Raw genomic sequence first — 12,888 nt, forward strand, 5'->3', positions numbered from 1 at the left:
AACTGGGAATTTTAGTGAAAGAAGTCACAGATTTAAGTAAACTCAGGTTTTTGACACGTTAAGTCGACACGCGGCCGAAAATAATAGCGTTTAATCGCCCGCGTATTAAATCACAAGCAACACCGATAGGTTAATTCAAATTGTCTCAAATTGACAATTTTACGCGAAAAACCGGTGTGTTCAGCGAGAGATTATTATGGAATTTAGTGTAAAAAGCGGCAGCCCAGAAAAGCAGCGAAGTGCCTGCATTGTTGTTGGTGTTTACGAACCACGCCGACTGAGTCCGGTGGCTGAGCAATTGGATGAAATCAGCGATGGGTATATCAGTAGCTTGTTGCGCCGAGGCGATCTAGAAGGGAAAGCCGGCCAGATGCTGCTACTTCATCATGTGCCAAATGTGCTCAGTGAGCGCGTATTATTGGTTGGTTGCGGGAAAGAGCGAGAACTTGACGAGCGCCAATACAAGCAAATCATCGCCAAAACCATTCGTACATTGAACGAAACGGGTTCAATGGAGGCGGTATGTTACCTTTCCGACCTGCATGTTAAAGGGCGCGATGTGTATTGGAAGATACGTCAGGCGGTCGAAGCCACTCAAGACTCGCTGTATACGTTTCTTCAACTTAAGAGTAAGAAAGGTGAGCCGCGCCGACCGTTGCGCAAAATTGTCTTTAACGTACCCACACGAAAAGAATTACCGATTGGTGAGCGAGCCCTTGAGCATGGCTTGGCAATAGCCAAAGGTATGCGCACAACCAAAGATGTGGCCAATATGCCACCCAACATTTGCAACCCCGCGTACCTGTGGGAGCAAGCTCAGCAACTCAAGTCGGAATACGGCAGTATTGACGTTGAAGTTGTTAATGAGAAGCAAATGGAACAATTAGGTATGCACTCCTATTTGGCCGTTGGGCGCGGCTCAGACAACGAATCATTGATGAGCATTATTCATCATAAAGGTGGAGAGCCTGATGACGCACCTATTGTGTTGGTGGGTAAAGGTTTAACTTTTGATAGCGGTGGTATTTCGATCAAACCCAGTGATGGTATGGATGAAATGAAGTACGACATGGGCGGCGCTGCCGGTGTGCTGGGCGTAATGCACAGTGTCGCCGAGCTGAATTTACCACTCAATGTGATTGGTGTACTGGCTGGTTGTGAGAACATGCCCGATGGCAAGGCATATCGTCCTGGCGATATCTTAACGACGATGTCTGGGCAAACGGTGGAAGTGCTGAACACCGATGCCGAGGGGCGTTTAGTATTGTGCGACGCTTTAACCTACGTTGAGCGGTTTATGCCGGATACTGTGATTGATGTCGCAACCCTGACAGGTGCTTGTGTCGTTGCGTTGGGTAAGCACGCAACGGGCGTACTCAGTACTCACAACCCTCTGGCACATGAATTAGTCAGTGCGTCTGAACAAAGCTCAGATAAAGCCTGGCGACTGCCGCTGTGGGATGAATATCAGGATCAGATTGAAAGCCCATTTGCGGACATGTCTAATTTAGGCGGGCGCCCGGCGGGTACAATAACGGCGGCCTGTTTCTTGTCACGTTTCACTAAAAAATACAATTGGGCGCATATGGATATCGCTGGAACGGCGTGGGTTTCTGGCAAAGAGAAAGGCTCTACAGGCCGCCCAGTACCCATGTTGACGCAGTTTTTGCTTAATCGCGCTGGCATTAAGACCGAAGACTAGGTGGTATGACACAGGTCACGTTCTACCAGCTCGAAGACGACGATATCACCACCGCGGCAACACAGCTGGTGCTGAAACATTACCGTGCACGCCAGCAAAGTGTGCTTGTTTGCGAAGATAAGGTCACTGCCGAACACTGGGATGAGCATCTGTGGCAACAGCCCACAGACGCATTTATCCCGCATAATTTGCGTGGCGAAGGGCCTCCTAACGGTGCACCCGTCATGATCGTCTGGCAACCTGCGAATGAGAGCGCTTACGTTATGTTTAATTTCACGACTCAAGCGCTCACACCAACGCACAAAACCAAGCTGATTGTCGAATTTGTGCCTACCGACGAAGCGGGCAAACAAGCCGCCCGCGAACGCTATAAACATTACCAAAGGGCTGGCTGCCAGTTGCAGTTTCAGCCAATGCCAAAAGAGAGTCATAATGGATAAAACCTTCAACCCCCAAGCCATTGAACAAGATTGCTATGCCGATTGGGAATCCAATGGCCTTTTCAAAGCGTCGGGTGAGGGCGAACCTTACTGCATATTGCTACCGCCCCCCAATGTGACTGGCAGCCTGCACATGGGGCATGCTTTTCAACACACCATTATGGATACGCTAACCCGCTACCATCGCATGAAAGGTGATAACACGTTATGGCAATGCGGAACCGATCACGCTGGTATTGCCACTCAAATGGTCGTTGAGCGTCAGCTTGATGCGCAGGGAAAAAGTCGGCATGACTTGGGGCGCGAGGCGTTTATTGAAAAAGTGTGGGACTGGAAAGCCGAATCTGGTGGCAATATTACCCAGCAAATGCGCCGGTTAGGCACTTCACCCGATTGGGATCGCGAAGTGTTTACGATGGACGAGAATTTATCCAAAGCGGTTACTGAAGTGTTTGTGCAGTTGCATAAAGAAGGCCTGATCTATCGAGGCAAACGTTTGGTCAACTGGGATCCTGTACTGCATACCGCGGTATCTGATCTTGAAGTGGTCAATGAAGAAGAAGCCGGGCATATGTGGCACATGCGCTATCCTCTTGAGGATGGTAGCGGAGAACTTGTCGTCGCAACAACGCGCCCGGAAACGATGTTAGGCGATACCGCAGTAGCAGTGCATCCTGATGACGAGCGTTATCAAGGCTATATCGGTAAGATGATTAAATTGCCGCTAACCGGGCGGCTGATCCCCATCATTGCAGATGATTATGTTGATCAGGAATTTGGTACTGGATGCGTCAAGATTACGCCTGCTCACGACTTCAACGATTATGACATGGGCAAACGCCACGATCTTGAGATGATTAACATTCTTACGGATGATGCCAAATTAAACCAAGAGGTACCTGAGGCATATCGTGGACTCGACCGTTTTGAGGCGCGAGAGCGTATTGTCAATGATCTTGATGAGAAAGGAATTTTGGTCAAGGTAGAGCCGCATGGGCTAAAAGTACCGCGCGGTGATCGTTCAGGAGCGGTGATTGAACCCTACCTAACGGATCAATGGTATGTTGCTGTTGAGTCGCTAGCTAAGCCTGCGATTGACGCGGTGGAAAGCGGCGAGATTAAGTTTGTACCTGAGAACTGGAATAAGACTTACTATCAGTGGATGCATAACATTCAGGATTGGTGTATTTCACGCCAATTGTGGTGGGGGCATCGTATCCCTGCCTGGTACGACAATGAAGGAAACATTTATGTCGGGCGTGATGAAGCATCGGTACGGGCTGAAAACAACTTAGCTGACGATGTACAACTTGCGCAGGATGAAGATGTGCTCGACACTTGGTTCTCATCAGCCCTGTGGCCTTTCGCGACGATGGGGTGGCCGGACGAAACCCCAGAGTTAGACACCTTTGTACCCAGTTCGGTACTAGTGACCGGTTTTGACATCATATTTTTCTGGGTTGCCCGCATGATCATGATGACAAAAAAATTCACCGGCAAAATCCCGTTTAAAGAGATTTACATTACCGGCCTAATTCGCGATGAACAGGGCGATAAAATGTCAAAATCAAAAGGGAATGTACTCGACCCCATCGATTTGATTGACGGTATCAGCCTTGATGCGCTGCTCGAAAAACGCACCGGTGGCATGATGCAGCCACAAAAAGCAGAAAAAATCGCTAAACGCACACGTAAGCAATTCCCCGAAGGCATTGCAAGCTATGGTACTGATGCATTGCGATTTACGTTCGCTGCAATGGCTTCAACCAGCCGAGATATCAACTTTGACATGGGCCGGGTAGAAGGGTATCGCAATTTCTGTAATAAAATTTGGAATGCGTCGCGCTTTGTTCTGATGAACACAGAAGATGCAGATACGGGCAAGGGGGCAAGTGCTGACAGTATTGAGCTTAGCATGGCCGATCAATGGATTTGGGCGCGTTTTTACCAAACGGTCGGTGAATTTGAACAGGCCATCAGCCAGTATCGATTCGACATAGCTGCGCAAGCACTCTACGAGTTCACCTGGAACCAATTCTGCGATTGGTACCTAGAGCTGACTAAGCCAATCTTGAATGCAGAGAATAGCACTGAGGCACAAAAGCGTGGCACGCGCCACACACTGGTGAATATGCTGGAGCAGTTAATGCGCTTATTGCACCCGGTGATGCCATTTATTACCGAGTCAATCTGGCAACGCGTTGCCCCGCTGACGGATTGCGAGATGCATGATAACGCCAGTATTATGATCCAGTCATTCCCAGCTAAACCAAAACAGCTTGATAACACGGTATTGGGTGATGTCGAGTGGCTCAAAAAAGTGATTGTTGGCATTCGTAATATTCGGGGCGAAATGGATATATCGCCGAACAAACCGCTGTCGGTGATCTTGCGCAACGCCTCCGAGCAAGATGAGCAACGCTTTGAAGCTATGTCGTTGTACCTCACACGAATGGCCAAGTTAGACGATGTGAAAGTGCTTGCCGTCAATGAGAAAGCACCACCCTCAGCCAGTGCGATTGTGGGTGACATGGAAGTGCTGATACCCATGGCTGGGCTTATCGACAAAGACGCTGAATTGGCGCGTATTGCCAAAGCAATGGACAAAATTGAAAAGGACGTGTTGCGTACGCAAGGAAAGTTAAACAACGAGAGTTTTGTCAGCAAAGCGCCTGCGGCAGTGATAGAAAAGGAAAAAGCTAAACTGGCAGACGCCAGTCAACAATTGCACAAATTGCAGGAGCAAGAAAAGACAATCCGCGCTCTATAGCCTGTAATCTGTGGGCGTGTTACGTGTTTTTGATGCGTTTGGCGTGCTCTAGGGGCGCCAAGACGCTATCAATCTGCAAGATGGCTTTTTCAGGTAGTGCTAAATGCATCACTACGTGGTTGAAGTATTCGCATTCGCGTACTTCACCCTGCTGTTGTGTTACCCATAGGCGCAGGTACTGCTCATGCTTAAAGTCACAAAGCACTGTGCAATCAATGCGTGTTACACGGGTGATTAACGTCAAGCGTTCCATGGTCTGTTGCGTGGCGCCTGAATAAGCCCTGACTAAACCTCCGGCACCGAGTTTGATGCCGCCGAAGTAGCGCGAAACCACTACCACAATATCGCCGACACCTTTGTGTTGAAGTACATTCAATATCGGTTTACCAGCGGTACCGCTGGGCTCACCATCGTCAGACATGGCAGCGCTGGAAGGGCTGTTGGGATTGCCCAACAAGTAAGCCCAACAATGATGGCGTGCATCAGGATAGCGCGATTGGCATTCCGCCAGTAATGTCATTGCTGCCGCACGATCAGTGGCTAAACCTGCACAGGCGTGGAAGACACTCTTTTTGACGCTCAAGCTGGTTTCCAACGTATCGCGGGGGATTGGGTAACTCATTTGCCGTATTCCATACTGCCTGCACTCGGTTGTTTCGTTACTAAACTTGCACTACACTTAATCAATCATCACACTACACCGTAAACTGCAATGCTGAGAACGCTTATTTGGCGTGTAATGTCGGTTTCAATGATGGTCGTGATGTGTTCACAGGCCGCTCAACCAAGCATACCTGCTCAGTCCACTGTTAGGCTAATATTACCTCATGATCAAGACACTGAGCTGCGCTTTATCCCGCGATTTGAAGCGTTATACCAACAGCTAGATTATCAGATCGAGTGGGTCAGTATTCCTTTAGAAAGAGGTGTGATTGAGCTGACTAAAGGTAACGTGGATGGACTGATGTTCGCGCCAGAGATGCAACCAAGCGAGACAGCACCCTATGTTTTAATCCGATCGTTGGCTACTGAAAAGTCGATCTATTTGATTTGCTTCCGCCAGGAAGTCTGCTCAGACACGGCGTTATTTGAACCAGGTACTCACTTTTTGGCGCCCACTATCGCGGATTTTTTTATCCGCAAACAGCAATATACGGCACGGCCCTACTATATTGAAGAGCTCAGTACTTACCACTCGTTAATGCTAAAAGGGCGTTTCCGCTTTGCTATTGCCGATGGTGTTACGCTTCCCTCGCTGTTTAACACGCCTGAATTTTCAGCGTATACACTGCAAACGTACGCGTATTTTCACGCCGTCAGATCCAATCATACCGAGCTAATCGAAGCACTCTCGAAGATGACCCTGCCCACGTTAGTTCCCGCCACGACTCAATAGTGCGCAACACAGCGTATCAGCTCTCCGGTCCAATCAGGGTCAGGTGCACCGACGACGAGTATCCCATAGCTTCGTAGAGGGGTTGCCCCATCATGGAGGCATGCAGCGTAGTTCGCTCAGTGCCCATCATCTTCTGCCCGACCGATATGGCTTTGCGCATGACGGTTTCCGCATAGCCTTTACCGCGAGCATCTTCACTGGTCGCAACTAATGCAATATAAACCGTGCCCATTACGTGAAGCGCAGCGGCGCATGAAACCGGTTGGCCGTTTATATATCCGACGAAAGCATAACTATCGTTCGACCAAAACGTTTTCTTTGAAATGCAATCAAATAGCTCAACTGGCATATGATACGCATGAGCATTTAGCACCGCTAAGTCGCGTGCACTTTTATCGTCGTTAACGCGTAAAATCTCCAGTTCAGCAAGAGGCCTCCGCGGCGGCAGTAGTTCGTCGGCTTCCATACTGATCATGGGTACCAACGCGGCAAGACCGTGGTGTCGGATTAATTGTTCCCACTCAGCGGGACACCACGTTGGGCAAATTATACCACCGATTGGGTGGGCGTGTTCACGTCCTCGAGCGTCGGCCGCCGTTAACATGCTGTGGAACCCGTCGTCTGTCGCGTTGGGGGCGTTCTGGATCCATAGGTTATAGAACAGATTTGGCGTATCTGAGAGGCAGCAAGTAAAGGTTTCGGATACTTCATATTAAGGCGATGGCAGCCGCTCTGTCATCATTTTCCACGCTTGGATAAAGAGTTGAACCGGATCGGTGTGCACAGGAAGGCCTTTGGCGCTTTTGCGTAAAAAATGAGCATACTGTATTTGATTGATCGACTTATCAATTAACAGGTTGACAAAGACAGTGCGCTACAATTAGAGTGATATCAAAATGATATCACATAAGGCTTTTGCTATGATTCAAGAACGTAAAGGGTTGTCTTTTAATGGCTATATTGCGGCGCTGGTGCTTTTGGCATTAACGCTAGGCTGTTTGTGGGGGATTGCGGCGAACGCGGCACCGTCTGAGGGCGGTAAGTTCATCTTTATTATTGCCATGCCGATTGTAGTAGCGTGTTGGTTAGGCTTTTTCATGGTGCAGCCAAATCAGGGCAAAGTGTTAACTCTGTTTGGTCATTATGTGGGTACAGAGAAGCGTTCTGGCCTGCGTTGGACCATACCTTTATTTATGCGCCGGGCAGTATCGTTGCGTATTCGCAATTTTGAAAGTGCAAAAATCAAGGTCAACGACAATCAGGGAAACCCTATCGAGATCGCTGCTATTGTGGTGTGGAAGGTCACTGACACCGCTGAAGCGGTATTTGAAGTGGATGACTACGAGAGTTATGTCACGATTCAAAGTGAATCTGCGCTGCGTATTCTGGCTAGCAGTTATCCATATGATCCGCGCGACGATGAAGAGGCTGAAATTGCGTTGCGCAGTCATCCAGTCGAAGTGTCAGATAGGCTGACCGCTGAAATACAGGAGCGTTTGGGCAAAGCGGGTATTACGGTGCATGAAGCGCGCATTAGCCATCTTGCCTACGCGCAGGAAATAGCCAGTGCGATGCTCCAGCGCCAACAAGCCTCTGCAATTATCGCTGCGCGCAGCCGCATTGTAGATGGTGCTGTGGGTATGGTGGACATGGCGCTACAACAGCTTAATGCAAAGCAGATTGTTGAATTAGATGACGAACGCAAAGCGGCTATGGTGAGTAATTTATTGGTGGTTTTGTGCAGTGATAAAAATGCACAACCGGTCATCAATAGCGGCAGCTTGTACTAGCATGGCATCAAAGAAAGCCTATCCGCTGCGCATCAATGCAAACGTGTTGGCCGCGATGCAACGCTGGGCAGATGACGAACTGCGCAGCGTCAATGCTCAAATCGAGTATGTTTTGCGCAACGCATTGGTAGAGCAGGGGCGAGTGAAGCTGGTGGAGAAGGTCGTTATCGATGTCGAGGAAAACGATCCCGACAGCGATAGCGCTCCCAAAGAGGCTTAACGCTGCACAGTGCGCAGTCGAACGCGCATGCGGTAAGCACTTACCGCCAGCAGCAGTGCTAACAGTGTAGATACACTACCGCCGTGCTCTTCCACATAAACAACCGTGGTTTCGACATACTCATAATTCTCGCTTTCAAGCGGTGCAAACGCTAGGTCAGCATCGTCGTATGCATCGGTGAAGGCGACAAGTTCGTCGGTGTCTGCATCATACAGCTCAATAAGAATATCGTATTCATCGCTGGGGTAGCCCTGCAATAAGGAGCTTTCAACGACAAAACTGTCTGTACTGGCATCGCCGTCGATTGCGAACACTGAAGTGACATGATACGACTCATACACGTCGGTTCGGCTCAGATACAAGATGGCATAAACATAGGCGCGGTGGTAAACCGTATCAGCGTCAAACTCAACGGTAATGCTGGAATGGTAGCCGTCATAGTCAATGTCATTGGTGAGGCTGACCCAGCTATCGAAAATCCAGAAGTCCGTATTCGCCGGAATGGCTTCACGCTCCTTGCCGACTATTGCGGGTTCGCGCGACCCAAGTTGCACATTTTTCTGCAACCAGTTTCGCGTATTTTGAGTCTCTCTGTCAGGTGATGTAAACGGTACGCCAAACTGAAATTCAGCACTATTTACCTGACTTTCCGGGGAAGGTTTTTCTGCGGCGCTCGCCGACATGCTAAGCAGACAGGCGGTGACAAACAGACAAACAACATATTTCATGAAGTGCTCCTAACCGAACAATGATTTTCGTTAGGAGCAGTGTGCAACGCTCAAGCTGAATCGTTGCTGAAAGCTAACTGACTGGCTTAGGCATCGTCCATGTCGCGCTCAAGCGCGTCATCGCCAATATAGTAGGTGCCCCAGCCGTCATAGTGTACACCGTGTTTTTGCGCTATTTTTAAAAGACTGTCGGTGTCTTTATCCAGCGGGCCACGTTCGAGTTTGCGTTCAGCCACCGCATCGAAGCAAAATACGATGCCGCCATCATCTAACATTAATTCTTCTGCATCAGTCACTTCAAAGCCTGCCTTAAAGGTATCGACAGCGGCCTTCTCCAACGCATCAAAATCTGCGCTAGCGAGATGATGCTCTACCGTGTAGATTGCATCCATCTGACTGCCGTCTTCACGCAGTGCATCTATCGTCTCTTGATTAAACTCATGCCACTCTTGGCGTTCTTGTTCCGCGCTCATAGTTAATTCCAGTCTACTACCACCACCATCAGTTTATCGCGTTGCGGCAAGTTGCGCGACCTCATCGTCAAGTTTTTCGATATGCTGCTTCATGATGGTATGGCAGTGTTCAGCCCATTCTTTGGCTGTTTTACTGTCATCCAAGGTCAATGGAGGTAATATGTCAATTAATACCGTACCGTTATTCCATCGATTCAATTTGATGGTTTTGTGCGTACTGCTTGCGCACACCATAACGATTTTTTCATTGGTGTTCATCGCCAGCCGAAAAGCGCCCGTTTTAAATGGCAACAAACCGCGCCCATAACTGCGCGTTCCCTCTGGAAAGAACCACACCGACAAGCGTCGTTCGCGCATCTTTTCTGCTGTCAGCGACAAGGTGTCGCGGGCCTTTCCGGTATTTTTACGATCGATCAAAATGTTGCCCGACAACCAATAAAGCTGTCCGAACAGAGGGATCCATTTCAAGCTCTTTTTACCCACGGTGACTACGCCCGGCAGTGCCGCCTTGCAGATTGTCAGCAGGTCGTAGCTATTCTGGTGATTAGCGATAAACACATAGGGCACGTCAGCTTGGATAGCGCCAGAGGTTCGCATGACCAGTTTGGTGCCTAAGAAAAACGACATCGTGCTGTACACCTGACCCGCAATATGCACATTATTGCGGTGAAACGGCCGCACGATGCAGACGGCGATGAGTAGAAGATTAATGATCAGAAAATAAAAAAAGATCGCAATGATTCGAATAGCAGCTAACACGTGTACGCTCAATAAGGTTTTTGCGGCAGTATACGCAACCTGAAAAAAATCTACAGTGCTACGCACCACTATTTACATTGCACAGTGCAACAGTTAGCTACATAAATGAGGTGCTGTGCTAAAGTGTAGCGCAAACAAGGTCGATACAGCGTATGAATTCTGTCAACATAATTGACTTCATCCAATTAAAGGGCACTTAACACGAATGCAGGAATTTATCCCCGACGAGCTTGATGACGACATTCTGGGTGATTTAATGGAGGAGATTAACGAGCTTTACGAAGCCAGTGAGCAAACGTTAATTGAACTTGAACTAAGGCCCGATGACAATGAGCTGCAACGCTCGTTGTTTCGTTCTCTGCATACGATTAAAGGCGATCTTGGCCTCGTCAGCTTCAGCCCAATGATCCCGCTACTGCAACACGTCGAAGATTTACTCGACTATTTGCGTAAGGGCCAAATACACTATACCAGCACCATGAGCGACCTGGTGTTACTCACAATGGACAGAGTGAAAACTTTCGTTGAGTCCTGCATACAAACGGGTAAAGCAAGTTACGATGGCGGTTTGCATGAAAAACTTGTTCTAGCGATTTCACGAATTCAACCTGACAATGGCAATCAGCACGAGCGTCTGCTGGCTGACGCTGTGTTGTTACTCGACCCTTCACTGGATTTAGCTGGCACTGCGGACAGCAACGACGCAACGGTGAAAGCAAAACCCTCGGTGCTAGGCAACACAGGCATCCCGAAAGATCTCAGCCAAGAGAAACAACAGGACATTTTGTTCTTTCGTGATCTAATGAAAGCCATTGAGCGTCGCTCAAACTATTGGGAAGGGCGCGGCGATCGTATTGCAAAACTGGCCAGCTATGTGAATACCGTGTCAGGCAATCAGGTTGACGCCGACCAATTGGCTGTGGCGTGTTATGTACACGACTTTGGCATGGCTTTTATGCCGTTGAAGTTGCTGCATAAAACGGAAAAGTACTCAGACCTTGAGTTCAATCTGATGCGCTCGCACGTGTACAAAAGCGCGCGTTTGCTAGAACACCTCGACCAATGGGATGGGGCGAGAAAGATGGTTATGCAACATCATGAGCGTATTGATGGCTCTGGTTACCCGCTGGGGATCAAGGAAGTTGACATGTGCGAAGGGGCGAAACTAATGGCAATCTTGGACACGTACGATGCGATGACTCACCCTCGCGCGCACAATGGCGAGAATCAATTGTCGAAAAAAGAAGCCGTCATTGCCATTAATCGAAGCGCTAAAGGACAATTTAGTGTCAAATGGATCCGCATTTTTAACCAAGCGATGACGGCCTTACTAACCCAGTAGCTTAGGCCTCTTTCTCGCGTTGAATGATCGCGCCCAGACCACTGAGTTTCTTTTCAATCGACTCATAACCTCTGTCAAGGTGATAAATACGGTTCACCGTCGTTTCACCCTTTGCCAGTAACCCGGCAATGACCAAACTGGCTGACGCTCGTAAATCCGTCGCCATGACGGGTGCGCCGCGCAGTTTTGAGCTGCCCTTAGACACTGCACTATTCCCTTCAAGCGAGATGTCTGCGCCCATTCTATGTAGCTCAGGCACATGCATAAAACGGTTTTCAAAAATGGTTTCGGTGATCACGCCAGTGCCTTGCGCAACACAGTTAAGTGTCACAAATTGGGCCTGCATATCTGTTGGAAACCCGGGGTGCGGAGCTGTCTTTAGATTGACGGCCTTTGGTTGTTTACCGCGCATATCAAGTTCAATCCAGTCTTCACCTGTCGTGATGCTGGCACCGGCTTGTTCTAGCTTATCAATGACTGCGTCGAGGGTTTTTGGTGCAGCCTGAAGACAGCGTACTTTCCCGCCCGTTGCTGCCGCAGCGACTAAAAATGTGCCTGTTTCGATGCGATCGGGTAGTACACGGTGAATACAACCGCGCAATTCGCTTACGCCTTGAATTCGAATATTATCTGTACCGGCACCCGTGACTTTGGCGCCCATACGATTGAGGCAATCTGCCAAGTCGACAATTTCCGGTTCGCGCGCAGCATTTTCTAAAATGGTTTCACCTTTGGCTAATGCCGCGGCCATCATCAAATTCTCAGTCGCACCGACACTGACGATATCCATAAAGATACGCGCGCCTTGAAGTCGACCTTCGACGCTGGCCCGAATATAGCCCTCGTCTACATCAATAACCGCGCCCATTTTTTCAAGCCCGGACAGGTGTAGGTTGACCGGACGTGCACCGATGGCACACCCACCAGGCAACGAAACATTGGCTTTTCCGTACCTAGCCAGTAACGGACCCAGTACCAAAATGGAGGCCCGCATCGTGCGGACTAACTCGTACGATGCTGTCACACTCTCCAGTGTCGCAGCGTTCAATTCGACAACCCCATCACCTACACGATTGACCGTGACACCCAGTTCGGCCAACAAGGACAAGCTGGTGTTGATATCACGTAAACTCGGCACGTTTTCGAACCGGCAGGGTTGATCAGACAGTAAACTAGCGATTAACAGGGGAAGAGCGGCGTTTTTAGCACCCGAAATTGTCACCTCGCCAGTCAGCGGCGGGCTTTGATGTATAACCAGTTTATCCATT

At 49.2% G+C, this 12,888-nt stretch carries 13 protein-coding genes; 7 read left to right on the forward strand and 6 right to left on the reverse strand.

All coding sequences use genetic code 11. From position 1 onward, the window contains the following. Positions 1–196 precede the first annotated feature (196 nt). From pepA to KIU71_RS03270, 3 genes are read left to right on the forward strand one after another with little or no spacing between them, the layout of a single operon-like run. Complete coding sequence (gene pepA, locus KIU71_RS03260; RefSeq protein ID WP_214129754.1) at positions 197–1,702, forward strand: leucyl aminopeptidase; 1,506 nt, start codon at positions 197–199, stop codon at positions 1,700–1,702. A 5-nt stretch (positions 1,703–1,707) separates the two neighbouring features. Next, positions 1,708–2,142: a DNA polymerase III subunit chi gene (locus tag KIU71_RS03265; RefSeq protein WP_214129755.1), complete on the forward strand. Its 435-nt coding sequence runs from the start codon at positions 1,708–1,710 to the stop codon at positions 2,140–2,142. Then, a complete protein-coding gene (locus KIU71_RS03270) occupies positions 2,135–4,912 on the forward strand; it encodes a valine--tRNA ligase (RefSeq protein ID WP_214129756.1) in 2,778 nt (925 codons plus the stop codon). The genes KIU71_RS03265 and KIU71_RS03270 overlap by 8 nt, the downstream gene beginning before the upstream one ends. A 19-nt stretch (positions 4,913–4,931) precedes the next feature. On the opposite strand, the gene KIU71_RS03275 is transcribed toward KIU71_RS03270, so the two are convergent. Further along, on the reverse strand, positions 4,932–5,534 hold the full coding sequence (locus tag KIU71_RS03275; RefSeq protein WP_214129757.1) for an IMPACT family protein: 603 nt from the start codon (positions 5,532–5,534) through the stop codon (positions 4,932–4,934). A 117-nt stretch (positions 5,535–5,651) separates the two neighbouring features. Between KIU71_RS03275 and KIU71_RS03280 the strand changes: the two genes are divergently transcribed. Further along, on the forward strand, positions 5,652–6,308 hold the full coding sequence (locus KIU71_RS03280; protein WP_214129758.1) for a hypothetical protein: 657 nt from the start codon (positions 5,652–5,654) through the stop codon (positions 6,306–6,308). A 16-nt stretch (positions 6,309–6,324) separates the two neighbouring features. On the opposite strand, the gene KIU71_RS03285 is transcribed toward KIU71_RS03280, so the two are convergent. Next, positions 6,325–6,912, reverse strand: coding sequence for a GNAT family N-acetyltransferase (locus tag KIU71_RS03285; protein ID WP_214129759.1), 588 nt, complete (start codon positions 6,910–6,912; stop codon positions 6,325–6,327). 316 nt (positions 6,913–7,228) lie between these two features. Here KIU71_RS03285 and KIU71_RS03290 point away from each other — a divergent pair, with 316 nt between their 5' ends. After that, the gene (locus KIU71_RS03290; protein WP_250207238.1) at positions 7,229–8,098 is read left to right on the forward strand and encodes an SPFH domain-containing protein; all 870 of its coding nucleotides are present in this window, start codon (positions 7,229–7,231) and stop codon (positions 8,096–8,098) included. 1 nt (position 8,099) lies between these two features. Beyond that, the gene (locus KIU71_RS03295) at positions 8,100–8,318 is read left to right on the forward strand and encodes a hypothetical protein (RefSeq protein WP_214129760.1); all 219 of its coding nucleotides are present in this window, start codon (positions 8,100–8,102) and stop codon (positions 8,316–8,318) included. Here the strand turns inward: KIU71_RS03295 and KIU71_RS03300 are convergent. The 3 genes from KIU71_RS03300 to KIU71_RS03310 all read right to left on the reverse strand — a co-directional run bounded on the left by KIU71_RS03300 (position 8,315) and on the right by KIU71_RS03310 (position 10,278). Continuing rightward, on the reverse strand, positions 8,315–9,046 hold the full coding sequence (locus KIU71_RS03300; protein ID WP_214129761.1) for a choice-of-anchor H family protein: 732 nt from the start codon (positions 9,044–9,046) through the stop codon (positions 8,315–8,317). The two genes, KIU71_RS03295 and KIU71_RS03300, sit on opposite strands and share 4 nt — an antisense overlap. A gap of 86 nt (positions 9,047–9,132) precedes the next feature. Continuing rightward, positions 9,133–9,519 carry a ribonuclease E inhibitor RraB gene (gene rraB / locus KIU71_RS03305; RefSeq protein ID WP_214129762.1) on the reverse strand — a complete coding sequence of 129 codons (387 nt, stop codon included), beginning with the start codon at positions 9,517–9,519 and terminating at the stop codon, positions 9,133–9,135. 33 nt (positions 9,520–9,552) lie between these two features. Beyond that, on the reverse strand, positions 9,553–10,278 hold the full coding sequence (locus KIU71_RS03310; RefSeq protein ID WP_214130145.1) for a 1-acylglycerol-3-phosphate O-acyltransferase: 726 nt from the start codon (positions 10,276–10,278) through the stop codon (positions 9,553–9,555). Between the two features lie 205 nt (positions 10,279–10,483). Here KIU71_RS03310 and KIU71_RS03315 point away from each other — a divergent pair, with 205 nt between their 5' ends. Next, positions 10,484–11,620 (forward strand): HD-GYP domain-containing protein, encoded by a 1,137-nt coding sequence (locus KIU71_RS03315; protein ID WP_214129763.1) that lies wholly within the window; start codon positions 10,484–10,486, stop codon positions 11,618–11,620. Position 11,621: 1 nt separating this feature from the next. Here KIU71_RS03315 and murA read toward each other — a convergent pair whose 3' ends face one another. Further along, entirely contained in the window at positions 11,622–12,887 is a 1,266-nt protein-coding gene (gene murA, locus KIU71_RS03320; RefSeq protein ID WP_214129764.1) for a UDP-N-acetylglucosamine 1-carboxyvinyltransferase, read from the reverse strand. Position 12,888: the final 1 nt, after the last annotated feature.

It is taken from the genome of Alteromonas oceanisediminis, from assembly GCF_018474025.1.
Classification (GTDB): Bacteria; Pseudomonadota; Gammaproteobacteria; order Enterobacterales; family Alteromonadaceae; genus Alteromonas_E; species Alteromonas_E oceanisediminis.